Source organism: Maribacter corallii, assembly GCF_047345415.1.
Classification (GTDB): domain Bacteria; phylum Bacteroidota; class Bacteroidia; order Flavobacteriales; family Flavobacteriaceae; genus Maribacter_C.
Genome location: NZ_JBLFEP010000004.1, coordinates 634,174 through 655,574 on the forward strand (window position 1 = coordinate 634,174; position 21,401 = coordinate 655,574).

Consider the following 21,401-nt stretch of genomic DNA (forward strand, 5'->3'; position numbering starts at 1 on the left):
TCATTTTATAACTTTCTTGATTATCCAAATGATGACGAGAATCAGTAGTAAAATGATAAGGAATACCCACAGGGAGATGCCAAACGTATTTTGAAGCCAATCCTCAAAATCGTCAAGAATTCCACCACCTTTACCAAAATCAGAGGCTTTTCCGGCGTATACTTCTTCGTCGAGGATTGAAATAGCTATTTCTGCATCAGGATTTCCAGAGAGCCTTATGGCATAGCTGCCATCCCCATTATCCACAACTTCTTGCACCGAAATTCCATCACCCCTTACCTTGATTAGATTACGAAAAGCAGGGCCTATATAGACTACTTTCCCGCCCACATCAAATGCCGGGCGGTAATTGAGTGTAATTCCCCCATCAATGACTTGGGAGGATAGTACCGAAATCTCATTATCAATGGTATCAAAGCTAAAAACGGTACTTCTAAAATTCGTGCGAATGTATGTTCCGATATTCGGATGATCTCCCTTTATAAAATAGATGGATTGATAGATACCGGTTACGTCGGTGTTCGTAAAATTACCACTATAGGTGCCATCTCCATTATTGGTCAAGGGGATGACCTGTTCATTCGCTTGAAGCGCTTCTGCAAATTCAGGATTATTTTCAAGCAAATCAAAGTACTTTTGCAACCCCACGGAACCCGCATCCTGATCATCTGAAATATCAACTTTGCTCCCTGTACGAGCCAATAAGTCACCGATATCCTCGCCCGCTTTCAATACCGTCCAAAGCACCGTACCGGCATCTGAAATGGGTGTCCCCCGATAGTCCAGGCTAACAGTTGTGGTTAATGGATCTCCTACCTTGAACATACTATCCAGATCATAGTTTAAATTCAAATTATGATCATCGGCTACTGCCCCAATCTTGTATGAGCCATTACTGGTACCGAAGATTTGTACGCGCCATTCCCCGCCTGAAGACCCTATCGGAAGGTCTTCCGGGAAATCAAAAGTATAGAAGCTATATCCGCTTCCATTGGATTGTGCGCCTGACGAAATAGAAATCCCGTCTTTTTCTATTTCAAGCCCTATATTCAAAGTATCTCTTGAAATGGTGTAGAATTGTAGTTGTGAAATGCTGTCATTTACCGTAAAAGTTTCTTCTGCACGACCCTCTCTATCCAAATTACCTGCTCTTAATTCTATAAGTTGTGGACTACTGTGTTGGAGAATTGTAGTTAAGACAGTCATAAAAGATACGCCGACATCCTCAAAAGTTAACATAGGGTTGCAGCCATCCGGATCAGCTGGATCACAGTCATTGTTAATAAAGAGAGCTAAGTTATCATCGTTATTGAACTCCGCTATGTCTTGAAGAATACTTAAGTACCCTCCAGGTCCAAAAATGGCCACAGGGTAAATCTCTATTTCTCCGGTAGGGTTAATATTGTCTGAATCTATCCCATCTGTTATGGTTCTTCCGTCAGATTGCACCAACCTCCCCCTATTCTGTTCCCCATCAGTAAAAAGCAGGATCACTTTTCTATTTCCTGGTGGTACAATGGATGTGTCTTCTAGCATGCCCCTTGCCAAAAACAAACCTTCCCCCATGGATGTCCAGCCTTCGGGGGTCTCCCCCATTAGCTCCATATCTATGCCACTAAATGGTTGATTATAAAATCCATCAGGGAAATTCGCACCAGAGGCAATTTCCGTTTCAGGGGGTTCAGACTCAAAATAAACCACACCTAATTGATCTCCTGAAGTGCCATTTGCCTGAAAAGCAGTACCAAATAATCCTCCTCCAGTTACCAAATCATCCCATCGACTTGGTGTTCCTGAAGTGTTCGACCCCACTTCCCAAGCCATACTCCCAGAACGATCCAAGACCATAACTATGGAAACGGGCCTTCGACCTGACAAAACTTGTAGATTAAAATTTTTAACATCCGTATTACTGCTATTATCCGTTAAGGTGACGGTAATAACAAAAGACCCTAATTCTTCCGGTGCACCAAAAATTCTAAGATTTTCGTTGTTGGGGCCCGACGAGTCAAAGTTAAGACCATCTGGTAATCCGATTACGTCCCATGGGGCATAGGGTGTTGCTCCTCCGGTAGCCGTTAAAGAGGTGATATCAAACGTGGGAAAATCATCCTCGTACAGATTGATCAAATTACAGGCAGGGCTTGGGGGCGGGCTACCTACACAGGTAGGAGTCTGCACCCCATTCAGCAGTATCTCTTGGGCATTTCCTTTAGTAAGAAGGAATAAAAAGAGGAATAGGGATAAAATTTTTACCGCTTGAGCCGCAGCTATCCCTGATTGGAAATCGATAAGGTTTTTTTTAGTTTTCATAATGATTATGTTTTCTGTTCATTAGTTATAATTCACTATACCCAGGTCACAAATAATAATTTATTCATCCAAGGCAGTTTAATAGGGCTTATTCCCCAAGGTATTTTATTCATTAAGACATCTATGGTCTTCTGTTCGACCAACAAATCCCAGCGATTATTACGGAGACTGAGTTTACCTTCTCTTTTCAAAAAGGAATCTTGAAATGTTTCTATGGAAGTATTACCAAGGGCCGACCAATACGAAATCACCGTTCGCAGCATTTTATCCGCTTCCGCTCTTTCTTTCTTCTTGAGAACAAGTCTACGTTCTATGGGGCTATCCGTTGGCATTCCGCAAAGCACCTTAGCCAAAATCAACTCTTCTTCCGGAGGTTGTATTTCTCCAGTAGCGATATATCCCAATAAATTGATAGCACTATTGGCCAATCGCCTTTCTACAAACTTTCCTTTTTGAATAAAATTCAATGCGATGAAAAGTGGAGAAAGGTAGGGGTGTAGAATCGCCAGGCCTGCATTTGACACAAAAATCTCCTGCTCTGCTTCTCTATCGAACTTTGAAAAATCATATTTGGAAAGACCTATAGATCCAGTTGTCCCATCATATGCGCTTTTCGTTGAGATTGGATTTCCATTTACGGATTTGGGCACATCGCTTCTCATTATCTTTTCATTTCCGTCGGTCCTGAAAAACTTCTTTTTTTCGAAATCGTGAATTTCTCTTTTATTCGCTTCTTCCGGTTCCCTTTTCGCATTTTCTGTTCTTCTGTGACCTTCGCCTGTTTTTGCAGTTTCGGTCCCTATTACTTTGGTGTCATCACGGTATTTATGAACATTACCTTGTATTGCGATATCCTTTTTCACTTTTTTAAGATGGTTAGCCATTTCTGGATCCAATCGAACTATTGGTTCCCAAATCTTTGGTTCATTGAACAGCCAGGTTTTAAAGTCACTGGACCCTATTTTTGACATCTCCTTAAAAAGGGAAATGAAAAACTTCTTCCAAATTTTTCTTTCTTTGGCAAAAGCGGATTCGATATGTGATGAAGAAAAAACCGCAAATTGTAATTTATGAAGCTCGGCTTTGCGAACATCAGGTAAAAGGCCTGTTGCAAGTGCCGAATCGGTTTCCAAAAGTTGCATGTTACGCATCAATGCTTTTATGGTCTTGTCCGGCTTCGGTGTGGTTTCCAGCACATGGGAAACAAATTCAGCTGAGAATTGGTGCCGAAACCGATGATAAAAACCAATATCCTGTTTAAGTGTCCGTGAAAACGACTCGATATTCACTCTCCCAGATGGGAGAACCGAAAGAATGGAATCCTCCAAATCGTCAACAGCCCGAATAGCCGACCACCAAGGAAAATACCCATGTCTGATGAAGTAATTCCAAGTTTGAACAAGCGTTTCATCGGCGTTCTCTTTACGTATGGAAATCTCGGACTTTAGGCCTCCAGTTTCGATCTGTTCTTCCAAGTTTGTTTTCAAAGAGCTCAAGACTTTTTCCCGAAATTGCCCTCCCAACTCCTCTTCCGATACCTCTCCCAAATCCAAGATGAGGTCATCGATTTTAAGATCAATATCGGTATAAGGTAAATAGTCAAAAAAGTCATCCGCCAGTGTATTGAATGAAAAAGAAATATCCTCTAGAACACTATCCGTAATAGCGTCAATGTTGTGCCACCCATTCACTTTTATATGAATATGCTGCTGGCCAATAATATGTATCTGTTCATTCATCACTGCTATACTCTGTTTATTATTGCGCTTACTATTTCAATAAAAGCTTGCTGAGTGGATAGTGTAAGGGTGTCGTTCGCCATACCATCCAACCATTCCTCATAAACCCTGGAAAAATTGTTAATGGACGGTGCGGTGGTCGTTATCGGATTGGCACTATCGCGGTCTAGCCAAAAAATATTGACCATCATATGCGCCGGTACTTCCTTATATATGACCTTTTCCATCCAAGTTCTAAATTCAAGGTCACGAAAACGATGTGGTAAATCATCAACTAAATCACCAATCGGGTCACTTGAAAAGTCCCTTGCGTAACCAGAGGGAAACATAAAGGTCAACCTAAATGAATAAGGGTCGATCACAGGTTTTTCTTCATCCAAAAACAAGGGAAGCAGCGCATCCGAAGTTGCCGGGTTGCCCCCTTGTATCCGCGGACGCAACAAAAGGTGCTCCAGCATATAGAATCCTTCTCCACTGTATGTCTGGTGCAAAAAAGATATGGTTCCATTTATATGGTCCTTAAGTGCTTGTTCATCCAAATAGTCAGGGGTACGGGCTATCTCGAAGCCAAGGTCATTCAATAGTAAACCTATAAATTGTCCGCTCACGGGATCCTGTCGACGATCATAGTTTTTTTTGAATTGACCAGCCTGAACAAGGGTTTCGAACAATGTTAAAGGGGCTGGGTCCGCAATGCTACGTAAGAGAAGGTCACCGCTACCCGCAGTATCATTGCGCAGTTCCAAGAAATCCCCGCCAGGATCCAGAATAACCGAGATATAGTTACCGGGTTCCGGTTCCGGAAAAAGATGGCGCCGTTTACGGGATTTCATCCCTGCCAATTTTGCGATTCGTTTTTGTAATCCAGAAACATTATCCGTATCCCATACGTCCATGGCACTTCCAAAAGGTCGGTAATTGAAGCCTTTTGCCCTGTTTTTACCCAATTCGGGATACAACTGTAAGAATTGTGCCTTTGTTTGAATAGTTTCCAAAGGGGCATCAGGGTCACCGCTGGCATAGTTTAGAAACCAACTTTCATAGGAATGGAAAGTCTCACCAAAACGGGCGAGGATGTGATCCAAAACTCGATTACGGCGATCGTAAAACGTAGGTTTGTCCTCAGAGTTGATATGTAAGGCATCGAGATAATCGGTGCGATCATTAATGACCGCATCTATTTCCGGAATATTGAAAATCGGCTGTGAAAAATAACTTTTCTCAATATCCGAATCGATTGAAAACACCTCGGTTTGATTTGAAAGTTGTGATAGACCATCAGCCATAATCTGATCAAAAAAAGACAAATAGGCCCTTAGTTGATTGGCTTTTGCTTTTCTGGATGTAGAGGCCTTTACTGGTAGATCTCCTTTACCAAGGCCATAAATTTGTGGAAAATCATGTTGAAAAGAATAGTAATCGCCTAGGTCCAAAGCTACGCCTTGAGACAAATCCGGAACATCAGTGGTTTTATTCTGTGCTCTGGTCGCCAAGATTTTTTGCTCTAGAAGTACATCTATTCGCCCCTCGTCCAAATTGAGGGCCATACCATCTTTTACAAGGCGAATGTCCGATTTGTATCTACTTAGGCGTGGCTTGTATAAACCGCTCAATGTGAGCTTCATACAATTTCGCACATTCGAATTAATGAGCAAATTGTTGATGTAATTGCTCAGGCTAAGATTACGGACGGCTATGATTTGTTTTAGGTCATCATTGCCGGTTATACCCATAATTATACCGATCAAATCAGAAGTATAGAGTATAATATTCCGGTCATGTACATCCAATTTGTAGCGACTATCCAAATCAAGTTCTCTTATAAAGCCGTTTTCCAAAAGAGGGCCTTCAAAAATGGAATCTACACTTTGCCCTTGCTCAACCAATTCATCAAAAGTAAATCTGGGAACACATGCTGAAAGAAACTGGGAAACAGCCCAGAAAATATCTACCCAAAGTTGTTCAATATCATTGGACGACTGGATTTCTATATTGGCCCTAAGGGCAATTTCCTGAATTCTTGCTGTTCGCACCCGAAGAAAATCTTCCCCAACGTTACGATGTAGGCGAAGCTGTCGATTACCTATACCGACCAACTCTTTTGCGGCATTACTCCTCATCACGAAAATCCGTAACATAGATTCTTCGGAAGTATCAACTAGTATGTTTTCGATCTCATTTAAAAGCTGTGGCTCGTCCGCTGGTATCAACTCATTCAATAACAGCAAATCGGTTACTAAAATGTCGGTACCCATACCCCCTGTATATTCTAATTCTATAGTCGCCTGATAGTAATTTTCCCCTTCCGAAGAAACTACTTCCCCACCGCCCCCGGGAACGGGCTGTAAGGAGATACTATTGATTTCCAAATCGTTCAGTCCTGCACTGGTCATCTGATCCCAATAGGGCAAGGCCACATCCATGCTATAGACAGAGCCATTTATTTCGGGTAAGACAATATGATAAATATTAGAATTCGGTTCACCGATCACATCCATTCTATCAAATTCCAAAAGGGCTTCATAAAAGCCTTGAAGTTTTACCGATTCACCATTAATGGTATATGTCAATTCGTCCAGTTGAGCATCAACATAGAATAAAGGTTCATCGGGACTCACTTTTTCAAGCCACGCATTGCATATACCTGGTGTATCGATTAGTAATTTCCTATAGTCTTTTATCGTGAGAGGTGCGATCGGCAAAATATCCTTAATGGGAAACATACCGGCAATTGGGAACTGTGAATTGTCCGATTGTGCCAGTAAATCCATTATATCGAGATTGGCACGTAACCCAAGGTCGGTAAGAGCAAAACAAAGTGCTTCCAAAATTGTAATTCCCGGATCATGGGTATTAAAATCAGTCCATATCTGGCCGGTATGCCTTTCGATCAAACGAATCCCCTCTTCCTTTAAGAGCCTGAAATTCAAGCTATGGGATCGGTCAATCTCTTTAGGAATGGTCTGATTTTTTATTTCCAGTTCTGCCATTTTTACTTTTTATAGAAGATCTATGAAAAATCCTATTGTTTGTCCTTCAAGCTTGTAAGCTCACTTTCCAACGTATCCACCTTTGCAGCGAGTTCCTTTATGGCATTTAACATCAAGAATATGATACCGTCTGCGTTGTACGTGAAAAACTCGGTCTCCTCGGTATCTTTCTCTTTACCTTTTGCCAAAAATGGCAAGATCAAATCTGGGCACACTTCACCTAGATCTTGGGCAATCAATCCTATATACTCTTTTTTTGTAGGCATTCCGGCCTTTCCGTTATACTTAAATTTAACCGGGTTTATTTTCAATATGGTTTCCAGACCTTCGTTAAAAGGCTTGATATTCTTCTTTAATCTTCTATCTGAAACCGGTCCCCATGTAAGGCTGCCAGATTTTAGGGCATCACCAAAAACACGCAGGTCAACATCATTTGCTCCGGCACTTTGGCCAATACGTACGCTGCCCCCTTGATTTTGCAGTCTTAAAATATCGACGTTTAAGGTGTTCGCATCCCGTGCCATGATTTCGTTCGCATCCATTGCGAGATGATTCGCAGTAGGGTCCCCAATAATTACAAAGCCAGAACTGGTATCATTAAAATTTACATTGGTACCTCCATCTATATGAAGAGAGGTTACGGGAACTGTTCCGATACCGACATTTCCTCCGTCGTACGTGATATCGGGACCACCGGTCCAAGGGGTGCTTCCTCCTCCACCACCGCTCAGATTCAAGGCTTGCCAGCCCCCACCGTCGTTAAACTCAAATCTTCCATCGGTTTGACTCCAGCGAATAGAACCGGAAACGTCTTCATCGGAAAATCCAATTCGCACTGCTCCGTTAATGTCCAAACGTTGTTCGGGATTTTCCTGACCTATGCCTATATTGGCATCACCAGGAGTGCCATCTATGTGAATATCCTCGTCCGTAAGGTTTAGGAATGAGGCAAATACTCTAGCAAAATCATCTGAATTCGGTCGGTCGCCGTTCTGAAAGCTGCCCTGAAGAAGCTCTCGACTTACTGGGTTGTGATCTCCATTCATAATATTTTTTTTATAAATTAATTAATACTTGATTTAAACTTCCATTACTTCAAAATCGATACCAACGGCCATAAACCCTATTCCTACGAATTCTTGGGCCTGGCATTGGTATTCTCCTGATTCTAATGGAGTAATTTCATGGAATCTTGCCGATACCAAAACGGACCTCGGGGTAGATGCAAAAGCAATTTCTATTGGCTCACCGACTATAAAATCATCACCGATAGTCATTAGGCCTAATCCTATTTCCGGGGGTGCTGCCACTTCGAAGTCATGGTTAATTATCATATCTCCTACTCCACCACAAGATGTACCCGAAAAAATATGATATAGGTTGAAATCGGTTATGAAATCTACATAGGGAAGGTTTTCGATAAATGCCAGTATTTCGGCCCTATGTATCCTACCCCCAATGACTATATCCTTTCCATCTTCAAATGCCCACGGAGATAAAAAAGCAATAATCTCATCATTCAATAATTTGGTATAAAACCCTTTGTCAAGACCTTCTAAAAACCCCACTTTGCACTCCACCTTAATCTCCTCATAGTTTGGGTTTTGCACATGCAGACTTACATAGGGTGAGGTATGTCTCTGTAGAAATTCTTTAATCCGAAGAAGGTCTATCGAACTGGTAAGTGGCCGTAAGGGGTCTATTGAGTTCTTGTTCAGCAAGTTCGAAATAACAAGAATTACTACATTTCCGGGTGCAAAATCATTTGACTTATCCGCATGTTGTAGGCATTTACACTTAAATACACCCGGGAATTTCTCCAAAACCATATGTTCATAATCCCATACTGAAATCGCTCTTTTTTTGTGCCGTAGCCGCTCACTGATCCGCTTATTGAAAAACAGTGTATCTTCCTTTGTTTTTCCACCAAAAGAAGTATATGGTTGAACCACCTTCTTGATTGCCGAGACCGGATTTTTTAAACTTGTTATAGTATTCTCCTTTAAGATTAGATTGTTAATAGTTTGATCATCGATGAGCGACGGGATGGGGTTTATTTGACGTTCGGCCTTGACCGCTTGGGTCCTTATATCTATAACCTGATTGACCCCCTGTACCTTTTCCGATACGGATGCCCTGACCCAGTCAAGGTCCTTGGGCAAAATGGTTCCCTTGTTCTTTATATTTTGAGGCAGGGAGAGAACGATTATACCCGAGGTCTGAAAACCTTGCGTGGAATCAGAAAGTATCTGTGAACTATTCAACTGAATCCAATCGTCTTCTACCAGATATTCCCACTTTATGTCATCGGTGGTCAATTCAACAGTCAAATCCCCACTACTTTCAGCAATTTGGAGAAATATGGATACATTTTGAGGGCCATTGACCTGATCGAGCCCAAGATAGAAATAGGCCTCTTCGGTAAATTGGGGAAAGAGGTAGTTGTTAGCACCAAATACTACTTCCCGGTATCCAAACGGTTCAATATGAAAAAGTTGTTCCACACCATTCACGGTTTCCATGTTGACGACTTCTGCCGATTCATAGTTCAACGATAAAGAAGCGATAGTTGGGGTATAGGGTACGTTGGGAAAAGGAATCTCAGAAGTGGGATCGGTCGCTCTTAATAGTGCAACCCTTGTCAAAAGCGATATATAATCCGTATGACCAAAAGCCCGAAAAAAGGAATTGGGTAAAGACAGGGTCATTCTCATGAAACCACTGGCGGTATGAACCGATAACTGATTCTCTTCTTGATCACTTGTTATTCGGCTGTTGTTCAATGTATTCATGTTCAGCGTCGTTACTTCCTCCGCATCGGGCCTGAACAATAATTGATTACTCAGTTTAGGAACCCATACCCGAGTCTCAAGAAGGGCAATATTCGCTTGAAACGCATTATTGAGTTGCGCTCCAAAACCTTGGCCATTCAATACTGTTGCCAATGCGGATAAAGCTTGGTCGACTGCCGCGGTTTCCGGGTCTCCGTTTGTAATTGCAGTAGCATATGCTTCCGCAGCCTCAGGCACATAAGCGAAGTAGTGTCTTCCTAGATCTTTTACGGGTAAATCATGCCATTGAATGGCTATATCCAGTTGATTAACCGTCTTGCCAAAAACCTCAGTACTACCAATGTAAAAGTTGGATCCGATATTCGGTTGTGACCCAAAAGGTTGAAAGGGTTTGTCGGGGTTAAGGACGGATTGATCACTCTGAATAACAACATCACGTAGGCCTTCTACACTTACATTTATACTAAGCTCTTCCGGTTGCACCGAAGACAGGCTACCATAACCGTATTGGTTTGTGTTTGGATTGAAGAGCACTTTGATAAGTGGAAAAGGAGTTTTCGGAAAGGCGCCATCAAAATCGTCTCCTGGCCTCTCAACTGGAGGCATGTCCTGTTCCAACCGTAACTCCAAAAGCAATTCTTGAAAGGTTGAAGTATCCGGATTTTGACCTGTAAGGATATTGGCCGTGGCCAAATAAGGTCCGTGCCATGTTTGCGATGAAGTGAAATATACTTCAAAGACATCGGTTAAGGTCTGATCTAATGGGTTGTCGGAATTTGAGTTCAGCCGAAATCTTAAAGTTACATTTCTCGTACCTTCCCTCATCAATAAAATTGGTGAACTAAAGACAAAACCAACCTCAGGTTCAATCATGGTCCTCAGTTCAGTGGGAATTCCTTTTTGGCCTTTTCCGAAAGGATGCCATTTTCGGTTTTCCGTTAAAAGAGGCGTTCCCAAACCATCGAGAGAATTGGCAACCGGCGCGGCATAAATTCTAAAACGATCATTCTGATCTACAAAAATGCTCTTTAATTCCTTAATCTTAATTGAGTTCAGAACAATTTCTTGAACAGTACTAAAATATATGGGATTATTATTCTCATCCTTTCCGGCATTGAGTAAAGTTCCTTTCGCAATTCGGAAATTATCTACGTTCCTGCTCAATTCGAATATTAAATGCACCTGGTCAGGTTCCATTTCCCTTGGAAAAAAAGACAAGATATCCCTATAATAATGGGAAATTTGTTTTCCAGTCAGGGAATTGATATCGTTTTGATAAAACTTAAACAGCCTCAGAAAAATCGTAAATAGTGCAAGTGAAACGGGATTATCCTGTCTTACATCAAAGTTTTTGATAAAAGAATCTGTATCGTCAGGCCGAGGAAAAAAATTCTGCCAATTACCGTCTATTTGATTCGTATTTTCATTTGAAAATCCGATTTGTTCCGCTAGCTGATAAACGTATTTAAGCATATACGTCTCATCCCTTTCATCTAATCGAAAAAAGTCAGGCGCAAGGGCCTTCAAAAGCCGATCGGCTTGATTGGTACCGTCCCTTATGATTTTGGTTCCGCAACTCATAAGTTTTCTTTTGGATTACTTGCTTCGTCCAAGTAGAAGGGATAGACAAAATTGAACCTTGAATTTGTGCTCCTTATTGTATAATCTACCTCGATCAATAGCAGTCCTTCGAGTATATTTTCCGTTTGTATCGTAACATGGTTCACATCGATACGCGCCTCATAAAACAAAATGGATTTCTGTACCAAATCCGTAACGTAAGTAATCAAGGTAGTGGTTATGGGTTCAAAAAGCATGACATCCAGATTGCACCCAAAACGTGGTTGCATTACCCTTTCCCCTGGCCTGGTGGACAGTAAAATTTCAAGGCTTTGCTCAATATCCTTTTCATTAACGACCATATCCAGATGTTCCGGATTTCTCTTAAATGACGGTGGAAAACTCCAACCCCTTCCTAAATACGATGTATCATCAATTTTATCCATACCTATCCTATTAATACGGTGAATTCCCCTAGAATAATCGTTCCGCCATGTGCCGTTGAATCCCCTAGTCGTGCTGCGGGCATACCCCCGATAAGTACGGTTGCCGAACCCAAGATTATGGTATCCGGCGGGCCGGTACAGGTGGCCATATCGCCCACTCGCGCTGCGGGCATTCCTCCTATCAACACAGTAGGTTCTCCGGCCGGTAAAATCGGGCCGCCCACATGTGGTACGGCGCCGTTTGATAACGGACATACATGCATGTCATTGATTCTTGCTGCGGGTTGTCCCATACTCCTTAATTTATTTGCACTAATGATCCTTTCAGTACGGCAACGGCACTGGTGCTCAATTCGGCACCTGCCGTGCCTTCTGCCTTAAAACTTGCGCCTGCCTTTAGCTCTAAATTGATTCCTCCCTCCAATTTGAGGTCTTGGGTGGACTTAAGTTCCAACTTTCCGCCACTTTCAATGACGATACCGTTGCTGTCCATTATAATCTTGTTGTTGTTCTCATCCTCAAGTCCAAGAAAGCCCCCATCCTCATCCAATACAATTTTCTTCCCGGCCGGGGTTTCTATATTCAAGCTTTTCTTGTCGTCATCAAATAGCAACTTTATACCACTTTTTGAGATATAGCCTTTTTCAAAATTATCGTCCGAGCTCTCCAAGGGAGCAGTTTTTGTACTACTATGGAGCATCCCCAAAACCACCGGATCTCTTTGGTCTCCATTGACAAACCCCATCACGACCTCATCACCGATCTCAGGCATGAAGAAGGTACCGCGATTTTCTCCCGCATCAAGGGTGGATACCCTTGCCCAAACGCCATCCGATGCATTGTCAATGATCGGTGACTTCACTAAAATCCTGTTCTCGGAATCGGGGTCGTCTTGAAGTTGGGTTACCACTCCGATCTGCAAGCCGGTAGTGTTTTGAAATAGTTTCGTTTTTTTTGAGGTATCGCCAAGGGAATTCTTAAACCAGTCGTCGGCCAATCCAAATTGCACATCCGTCTGCCAGGTGCCTCCCTGCACCTCGTGTCGTACTCCGGAAACAAAGACGGGTCCATTAAAACGGTCTCCCAGTCCTTGCAAGGTTACCAGTGCACCGAGCTTTACGTCGGGCGACCCATGAAACTTCACCCTTCCCTGTAATTTTTTCATTCGCATCTTCAGCAGTTGTGCATCGGCCCAATTTTGAAGTTCATCTTGAGCCACCTGTCCACTATGGCGAAGTACAAGCGGCAATTCACCACCAACCCTGGCCAAATCGGTTGCCTTCAGATTGCCTGCCTCCTTTAATTTTGGTTCTAAGGCTTCCGCTTCCAAAACTTCTTGCCCTGAGAAATCCCAACTGCTGGCTACTACATTCGCATACTGTTGGCGCGCATCGATTTCACCATCGAATTCTAAAATGGAAGCACCATAAATCAAAGGAAACACAGGTTCTTGGTCGAAATCGGGTTTTTTTATGGAAAGGCTTCCGTCATCGACGAGGCATAACAAGCCGCTAAGTTCCGCTCGTGAAACAATGAATTGCCAGTCGGTCTGCTCATACTGCACCAATTCTTGGTGCGCTGTTTCGGTCTGATCAACGCTTAGATCCAGACCGTACTCGCCTATAATTTCTTCAAAGGCCTCTGAATCCTTGACTTCTGAAAAATATCTGTTGCGCGGTGTCAGCGTGGTTTTGAACAACTCATCCCTACAATCCAATTGCAACAGTGAACTGCCATTGGCGGTTATTTTTATTCGCTGTTTAACAATAATACCTTTAAAAAGAACATCTTCCTTTGCTTCGTAACCGACCAATACTTCTATCTCATTACCCAAGGTGAACAGTTCATCATTGCTCAAGGGAAAATCTTCCTGCGAAGGTTCGCCGTCTTTCAGTATTATCTTGGCATTTGGTATGCGGTTGACCTCTTTTGACACGACCAAGGTCAATACCCCATATGTACGAGGTATTTCGGTGCCATTCACCCTGATCAGGGTGGTAACTACACTTGGTGTGCCATTGGCGGGTATGAGGCGATCGTTCGACATATCAAGTTTTGGCTAACGGTGGAAAAACTATTCGCTGTCCTACCTTAAGATTACGGAAAGAGGTTAATTTATTCACTCTGGCGACTTCTATATAATACTTTGGGTCTCCGTATATATCCTTACAATACAGGGGTAAGGTATCTCCCTGCGCGACGTATCTCACGTGGGTCAAATCGGGGGATTGGTCGTTTTCTTGCGCCACTCGCTCACCGGGTTCGACCAGTTCCTTAAACTTGGCATCAACCTCTGCGCGTACCGGAGTGCCATCTGGACGAAACAGCTTATAATTGATCTTCATCCCTGTAAGGACACATCTGAAGAGCAAGGTGCCCCAGGTCAACTCTAAGAAGGGCGGAGCATGTTTTTCACCGACATAATCGAATACCACTTTCTTAAACTGGGCCAACTCCCCCGTTATGCCATTTTCACGTTCTTCGTCCGTGGTATTGGGGAGGGCCCCCGAACTATCGAAAATAAACTTGAAGCCCAGGGTCAGCGGTTCGGTCTTATCAAATTTCGGCAGGTCACCACTTGTACCCGAGGCCTGATCATCGCTGTATTTTATCTTGTAATCGAGCGCATAGGTCTCCGGATTTATTTTCACCGTAAACTCCCCGTCGGTTATTTTTTCCGATGCATCGAAGGTGGCCTCTTTGTAAGCCGTAATCTGTAATTTCTGTAACATACCCTCCATCACGGTTCCATTTTTTCCCTTAATATTTGCATTACCTGATCTACGCACTCCGCGATGATCATAGACTGATCCTGCGAACCGGAACCTTCTTGTGACGTAGTGGTTCCGGTAGCTTCTTGAGCGCCGGGTTGCCCTTCATCCGCATTTACGGTAACCTTGATATGCACTTCCTTGATTTGTAATGCCATTACTGCTCTACTGTAAAATATTGGTACTGTAACTCAAGTGTTTCGATCACAAGCCCTCCTTTCTCCGCATTAAAATCGGAGACGGACCATTTTTTCGGCCATGCCTGTGAGATATTCCAGGTCATTAGTGGTTCTTGATTCTCATTCAGTAAATAGACCAACACATCTTTCGGATAAATCAACAGGGTCTGAAAGGCTTCTGAACACCATTCGATCAACTTGGAACTTTGGGTCAGGCCACGTTTCAATACCAAGTTGGAATATTTGGTTCGAATCGGTAACACGTGTTCAAACCGGTGTTCTCCCCCTTCCTTTACCGATTGCGTTTGCATATCGATGGCCAAACCGGTCACCGATTGAAAGCGCACATCGGCAGCCTCCTTGTCCAAATCTTGGAACTCGACCTTAAAATGAAAACCTACGGGAGGGTAAAAGACATCCATTCTTATACAAATGTTGTTATCAAACCTTCATGCGCCAACTCCATGGTCTCTATAGCCACTTCATTGCCATCACCTTTCAGGTCCGTCGACTGTATTTTTACCGGCCAGGCATTGTTCAATTGCCAAGTGACCACAGGTTGGTGTTCTTCGTTCAACAGTTTAATGGTGACGGTACGTCGCTGTACTTTGTTCAATACGATGGTATCATACCAGGCGCCATAGGAACCCAGCCCTTGAAACATACCTCTTTTCAGGACCACATTGGAGAACTTCACCATTCCGGGCATTTTGACCTTAGTGTATTCCGGACTATTGCCGTCACGATACTCGATCATTTCCGTTTCTACATCGAGGCCCGAAACTTCGGTAAATCTTAAATCGGGTTCGTCAGTGTTGCCACCTTCACCCCACTCTACTTGAAAATGAAACTTTGGTAATGGATAATCTGCCATGATTTTCTGCTTTAGTTTTTAGAATTAAATTTTGCTATTTAAGATTCTTGCATCTTATGTGAGAACCTCAGAATTATAAACTCGGCCGGACGTACTACTGCCAAACCGATTTCCACAATCATCCTTCCTTCCAAAATATCCAGGGCGGTCATTGTTTCACCTAGACCTACTTTTACGAAAAAGGCGTGTGCCGGTTTTGCGCCTGCTAGGGCACCGGAACGCCATTGCACGGTCAGGAAATTGGAGATCAATGCTTTTATTTTAGTCCATGTATTGGCATCGTTCGATTCGAACACAAACTGCTCCACGGCTTTCTTTATCGATTCTTCAGCGAAGTTGTAAAAGCGCTTTACGTTGATGTAACGCCACTCATTATCATTACCCGCCAGGGTTCTCGCCCCCCAAACCAAAATTCCCTTTCCGGTGAAGGAACGTATTGCATTGATCGATTTTCCGGCGTTGGCATCTACATTGAGCCCTTCTTGCTCTTGATTGTCTATGGTAAATGCCAGCCCGTTCGCTCCGGTAATACTGACATTGGCAGGGGCTTTATGTACACCCCTACTGGCATCGACGGAGGCATAAATACCGGCGATGGTAGCACTGGGCGGAAGCAATGATAGATCTTCGGTGATTCTAATGATGCTGTTCTTATAGAAGCCGAATACTTCTTCGAGCGTACTTTCAAAAGTACTTTCATAAGACCGTGCGGAATCCAAAATACTGCTGACAAGGCCCACAAAATTAGGAATGACCGAGAGTGCGGCGTTTCTGGCCAATGTTGCGACCTCAACTGCTTCTGCAGGTGTAGTTGCAACGGGGTATAGGTTTGTGACGTCAACATCAGTGTCACCCACTCCTAATCCCAGAGCAGCAGCTACGTCAGCCAGATTACTTCCGCCAGCAGTGAAAATGTCAGTGGCTGCTCCAAGATCATGTGCATTACTATGGTGTAACAAGGTGGCAAAAGAATTTGCAATATCCCTGGCCACTATTGCATTGTTGATATCCGTCGCCAAGATAAAGTCATAGGTTTCATTGGCTAAAGGATCAGCTACTACCGGCGGTACAATCACCGCTGGCAGCTGATTGTCCCTGAAATCAATGATAGCGAACATTAAGTCTCTTATGGCATTATAGAGGTCACGCACTTCAGCCGTGGCAATATCACCTGAGTTCGTTCCCGCTACTGGATCATAAGCGTCCATAGCAGTATTAATATCATCCACGAAGTTGGTCAACTGCGTGTTTATATCAGGAGTACCAACAAGGGTACTTTCAATAAAGTCTACCTGGGTTATCGCAGATTCAAGGTCACTTATCAGCATGCGTATATCCACGTCAGTGGTCATGTCGAATAGATTGATCGGGGTTCCTGTTCCCTCACGCTCGAAACCGATATCCCTATAATGCAGATCTCGCGGCAGCGTAGATTTTAGCCAGGGTGTATATGAGGCTCCATATTTCAGATTATTGATCCCTATATTGTTTCGAAAGTTCTCGACGACCTGATCATGCGATAAACCATTTACATTTTGAAGGTCACAAATGGTGAAGCGATCTTTCAGGTCCGCGCATTGTTGCATGGCCTGTACATAAACCTCAAACTGACCTGTGCCCGCCAAGGAAACGGCATCGGGAATTACAATAAGTGTAGGTTCATCAACCTTTCTCAGTACGGTGAGCCCCGCTTCGATATCCGCTTGAACCGGAATTCCGGATTCACCGAAAAACCCTACTGGTACAATGTAACATTTGCCACCACCATTTAAATAGAACATTTTGATATTATCATACAATTGGTATGAGGTACTCGATGTGGTGGAGACAATTTCATCGGTACTATCCAACACTACAGCATGCGTACGCTGGGGTCCTTTTCCGAAATAGGCTTCAAACTCAGGAAGCGAAGTTACTTTGGTAGGTTTTATGATAGCGGGGGTAGGACCACTGGCGGGTACAAACAAACTCTCCCCTCGTTTTTCCGCCTTACTAACGTAGCCGATAAAGGCCGGAACAGCCGTATCGACAGCGGCGACCGAAGGAGGAAAGACGGATATTTCCTCTACATATACTCCTGGTGTTTTGTACTCCATAACTAAAAAATTTTTGATTAAACATGTTTACTTTATTAAACTGGGGGACCGAAACCGCCACCCATATCGAGTTCTGAAAATATTCTTCCATTTTCTGGATAAATCATTTGGATATCCGGATTTGGGAACAGCCCCAAATCGCCATTGCCATAGGTCACTGGTATTTCCCTTCCGACCTGGGTTAAAGCCAACGGTGTGGTGGAAATCAAAATCCGGTTGTTAGGGGTGTTCGGAATTGGATCTAGGTTTTGAAGTACCGGAGAAACGAGGTTAGGTGATTCTTCGTGATAGTATCGCCACCAAGTGGATCTGTTTTTCCATCGCAAGGTATATTCGGGAAACAAAAGGCCGTTTTGATTATTCTGATCCAACCAACGATAAGCGCCCAAACTACCCTCGGGTTCATGAAAACATTCTATAATGGCAAAGGGCCGCTCTTGTGACAACACATTATCAATAAAGAAAGTAAGGGACAGTTCAGGCAATGGGTTCGCCAAGGCATCTTGCACCACCATTTGGTAATATCCCGGGGCTAAATCGATTAAATCGAGTTCACAAAACCGCAAGGGAATCCCAGCTTCAGGAGTGCGGTAGTTTAGGGTCTTTACCAAAGTACCCTGTATGTCGTTTATTTGGAATTGCAGAAACTCCGCTCCAACACTTTCGACATCGTGTTTAAAACTAAACGGGCGTAATACAATACGATCGTCATTCGTTACAAACTGCGATAGCGGATTCACCCCGGTAAATATCTGTCTCCAATTCGCATTGTTAAAAACACCCGGACCATTGTTCTCTATGGCCTCGAACATCGCCGGATTGAGCGGATCCGAGGTATCTATAAACAATTCACTGGCCTCATAGGCATAGGTGGAATCAAAATCTCGAATAGGAAGGGTCAAATACCGTACTCCTCCGTCAACATTATTGGCACGGTTTGAAAAATAATATACAAACCTATCCTTATCGTCAAGATCACTTTCTAAACGGAGATTGGTGAAATTATAGAAGTACGGGTTTTCAAGATAGACTGCAAATCGTAGACTAAAGGCCTCATTCATCGCTGTGAACGGAGTAAATGAACCACCTCCTATGGAAGTGGCCTGGCCCGAGACAAAAAAACCGCTATTGTTCCGCTTGAATTGCAATCGGTAATCACGTAAAACGGACAGCGTATCGGCGGTCGGTACTATTCGAAAATCACGATCGATTCGATATCGGTTCATTTGTTGAGCGAGCACATCTTCCATCGGGTTATCGCTTGTATTCTGAAAGAGACCTACTTCTTCGGAAAGATAGTAGTCGATTAAGATCTCTACATTGAACAGTGGGCGATATTGAAACAGATCGCTCATACCTTGTCTTTTATAATGTGATTTACTTCGGCCTGAACATCGTGAATCAAAGCGCCCCTTCGCACGACACGCTCCTTCTTCAATGGCAATACCCTAGCCTTATACAATACAAAGGGCATCTGTTTTCCGCCCAATGACCCCCAAAGGTGATTTACTTGCTCAAAGGTCAACGGAAACAGTTCCATGGCGATTTTTAATTCTTGCAATGCCGGGTTTTGAACCATATCGATAGCTGGGGAATTCTGCACTGTGAATATGCGTTGGCTTTGAAAGAACTCGATAACGGAAGACAAGAGCGTAAGGCCATTGTTATAAGGCACCTGACTACTACTGCTTGCTCCTTGGGGACTTGTAAAATTTGCGGTGAAAAGCAAGAAAAGGTTTAAGAAGGTGGGTGGGTTTTGAACAACAGGCTGCGCACTGTTGTTCCGATACGGAGAAGCGTTCTTTAGGGTCACTTCTTCCATAAGATTTACCAAGCTCAAAACAATCTTGTCTTGCATATACGATTCCGCTCCACCCAATGCGCTGGATAATCCGATATTGCCCAGAACCACGGGTGGTTCCTCAATATCGGAATTGGCTTCCAAAATACAGGTCGAAAGCTCGTTCAGTAACAATTGTAAAATAGTTCGAATCATAAACTCAATAGTTAGACCTGTTGTCCGACACCTGAGCTTGAGCTATTTGGTATTACAAAGAAAATAGGCCATACCGTAATGGTCTATTGGAAGGGGAATTTTCAAGGGGAAAATCGATTTAGCCTATGAGACGGGGAAAGTCTTCATTTAATTGCTACAAGGTTCAAAGAATCCGCTTGGAATACAATCCCTAAAAATGGGGATTTCGTTAAAAAGGCGTCTATCAAACCCTCATTAAGGGGTTAAAGTTCCATAATTTGGGAGGCGGTTTTGATAAGTTGGGCCGTATTCTTCACCCCGAATTTTTCGATGAGGTTTTTACGATGGGAAATCGCTGTATGATTACTGATATAAAGCATATCCGCTATTTGCTTGGAGGAGAAGCCGTTAGCTATTAAACGTAATACCTCCTCTTCTCTACGGGAAACATTTGAGCGATTACTTTCAGATTTTGGCGCCGTGCCCCTGTCGGATACAACTTTGAGATGGTTGGTCATTACCTCCTTATCCGTCACATCGAAAAAATAATTGAACGCTATGGTCTGTTGGTTGACCTCATACAAACAGATTTCGTGGCGCAAGGCAAGTCGTCTATAGTTGAAGTCCGTGATATGATATCTGAGTACAAGAGGGGAAATTAAATCGGTTGTTTTCAAAAAGCGAGTCAAGCGGTTTCGAATCCCAAAACTTTCATTTGAATCGATTAGTGAAAACCAAAAGTCCCATCCCTCTTCAAACAATTTTCTATAGTTGTTACCGAAAAGTTTTTCGAGTTTGGCGTTATAAAAAAGGAATTGATTTTTATCAATGAGATAAATGCCTACCATCATATTTTCGAAACACTCACACTCCCTCAACAGATTTGAAATCTTGGAGATCAAGCGATTACCACAAACAGCATGATTCCTTAAATAAGAAATCGTTTCTTCAAAGTTCATTTGGGTGGGCATTTTACTTAAAAATAACCCTTATACCCTTCATACATCGGTATAAATGTATAGATGGTAATCCAACTTACAATAATGGAAACTTTTATTGTGTGTTCTGTAATATTTATAGTACTTTACATAGCCTTGGTATCACCAAGCACCAGACTTTCCCCCATAGTACAAAAATCAAATACGTTTAATCTTAAATTTTAAAGCGATGAACATATCCGCCCATATCAGCTATCGAGAGGCTACTAGAAGTGCTACAGCGAAACGTCATGGTATTCGGAATACGCCCAATCCCGCAGTGGTAGAGAATATGACTATAGTGGCAGAACAAATTTTTGAACCGCTTCGCACCGCCAATGGGAATAGGCCTATTCGGGTCAATTCATTTTTCAGAAGCCGGAAACTCAATGCAATCGTCAAGGGAAGCAGGAACTCCCAGCACATCTTGGGGCAGGCCATTGATCTGGATGATGCTTATGGGGGAATGACCAATGCCGAAATGTTCCGATGGATCGTTGACCATGTTGACTTTGACCAAATCATTTGGGAATATGGTAACAATGACAACCCAGATTGGGTTCACGTTTCTTATGTAAGTGAGGCAGAAAATAGACGCACCAAATTACGGGCCAAGCGAAAGAACGGAAAAACGGTATTCGAATTGATCGCCTAGCAACCCTGATAAACGGTTATCCGGCATGGCAATA

Annotated in this window: 17 protein-coding genes; 1 reads left to right on the plus strand and 16 read right to left on the minus strand. The window is 43.1% G+C overall.

Annotated elements, in window-relative coordinates:
- From ACKWCA_RS17080 to ACKWCA_RS17155, 16 genes are all read right to left on the minus strand, one after another.
- A complete protein-coding gene (locus tag ACKWCA_RS17080) occupies window positions 1–2,313 on the minus strand; it encodes a VWA domain-containing protein (protein ID WP_413979423.1) in 2,313 nt (770 codons plus the stop codon).
- A gap of 35 nt (window positions 2,314–2,348) precedes the next feature.
- Window positions 2,349–4,052, minus strand: a complete 1,704-nt coding sequence (locus ACKWCA_RS17085) for a contractile injection system tape measure protein (RefSeq protein ID WP_413979424.1) — start codon at window positions 4,050–4,052, stop codon at window positions 2,349–2,351.
- A 5-nt stretch (window positions 4,053–4,057) separates the two neighbouring features.
- Window positions 4,058–7,042: a hypothetical protein gene (locus tag ACKWCA_RS17090; RefSeq protein WP_413979425.1), complete on the minus strand. Its 2,985-nt coding sequence runs from the start codon at window positions 7,040–7,042 to the stop codon at window positions 4,058–4,060.
- Between the two features lie 32 nt (window positions 7,043–7,074).
- Window positions 7,075–8,088 (minus strand): tail fiber domain-containing protein, encoded by a 1,014-nt coding sequence (locus tag ACKWCA_RS17095; RefSeq protein ID WP_413979426.1) that lies wholly within the window; start codon window positions 8,086–8,088, stop codon window positions 7,075–7,077.
- 33 nt (window positions 8,089–8,121) lie between these two features.
- Entirely contained in the window at window positions 8,122–11,415 is a 3,294-nt protein-coding gene (locus tag ACKWCA_RS17100) for a baseplate J/gp47 family protein (RefSeq protein WP_413979427.1), read from the minus strand.
- Window positions 11,412–11,840 carry a GPW/gp25 family protein gene (locus ACKWCA_RS17105; protein ID WP_413979428.1) on the minus strand — a complete coding sequence of 143 codons (429 nt, stop codon included), beginning with the start codon at window positions 11,838–11,840 and terminating at the stop codon, window positions 11,412–11,414. The genes ACKWCA_RS17100 and ACKWCA_RS17105 overlap by 4 nt, the downstream gene beginning before the upstream one ends.
- A 2-nt stretch (window positions 11,841–11,842) precedes the next feature.
- Entirely contained in the window at window positions 11,843–12,133 is a 291-nt protein-coding gene (locus ACKWCA_RS17110; RefSeq protein WP_413979429.1) for a PAAR domain-containing protein, read from the minus strand.
- A gap of 5 nt (window positions 12,134–12,138) precedes the next feature.
- On the minus strand, window positions 12,139–13,887 hold the full coding sequence (vgrG, locus tag ACKWCA_RS17115) for a type VI secretion system tip protein VgrG (protein WP_413979430.1): 1,749 nt from the start codon (window positions 13,885–13,887) through the stop codon (window positions 12,139–12,141).
- Between the two features lies 1 nt (window position 13,888).
- Entirely contained in the window at window positions 13,889–14,581 is a 693-nt protein-coding gene (locus ACKWCA_RS17120; RefSeq protein WP_413979431.1) for a CIS tube protein, read from the minus strand.
- Complete coding sequence (locus tag ACKWCA_RS17125) at window positions 14,581–14,769, minus strand: DUF5908 family protein (RefSeq protein WP_413979432.1); 189 nt, start codon at window positions 14,767–14,769, stop codon at window positions 14,581–14,583. Before ACKWCA_RS17125 ends, ACKWCA_RS17120 begins: the two co-directional genes overlap by 1 nt.
- Window positions 14,769–15,212 (minus strand): phage tail protein, encoded by a 444-nt coding sequence (locus ACKWCA_RS17130; protein ID WP_413979433.1) that lies wholly within the window; start codon window positions 15,210–15,212, stop codon window positions 14,769–14,771. The genes ACKWCA_RS17125 and ACKWCA_RS17130 overlap by 1 nt, the downstream gene beginning before the upstream one ends.
- Before the next feature lie 2 nt (window positions 15,213–15,214).
- A complete protein-coding gene (locus ACKWCA_RS17135) occupies window positions 15,215–15,664 on the minus strand; it encodes a phage tail protein (protein WP_413979434.1) in 450 nt (149 codons plus the stop codon).
- Between the two features lie 38 nt (window positions 15,665–15,702).
- Window positions 15,703–17,760, minus strand: a complete 2,058-nt coding sequence (locus ACKWCA_RS17140; protein WP_413979435.1) for a phage tail sheath family protein — start codon at window positions 17,758–17,760, stop codon at window positions 15,703–15,705.
- Between the two features lie 35 nt (window positions 17,761–17,795).
- Window positions 17,796–19,115: a hypothetical protein gene (locus ACKWCA_RS17145; RefSeq protein WP_413979436.1), complete on the minus strand. Its 1,320-nt coding sequence runs from the start codon at window positions 19,113–19,115 to the stop codon at window positions 17,796–17,798.
- Window positions 19,112–19,756, minus strand: coding sequence for a Pvc16 family protein (locus tag ACKWCA_RS17150; protein ID WP_413979437.1), 645 nt, complete (start codon window positions 19,754–19,756; stop codon window positions 19,112–19,114). Before ACKWCA_RS17150 ends, ACKWCA_RS17145 begins: the two co-directional genes overlap by 4 nt.
- 242 nt (window positions 19,757–19,998) lie before the next feature.
- On the minus strand, window positions 19,999–20,694 hold the full coding sequence (locus ACKWCA_RS17155; RefSeq protein WP_413979438.1) for a response regulator transcription factor: 696 nt from the start codon (window positions 20,692–20,694) through the stop codon (window positions 19,999–20,001).
- Between the two features lie 208 nt (window positions 20,695–20,902).
- Between ACKWCA_RS17155 and ACKWCA_RS17160 the strand changes: the two genes are divergently transcribed.
- The gene (locus ACKWCA_RS17160) at window positions 20,903–21,367 is read left to right on the plus strand and encodes a D-Ala-D-Ala carboxypeptidase family metallohydrolase (RefSeq protein ID WP_413979439.1); all 465 of its coding nucleotides are present in this window, start codon (window positions 20,903–20,905) and stop codon (window positions 21,365–21,367) included.
- Window positions 21,368–21,401 lie beyond the last annotated feature (34 nt).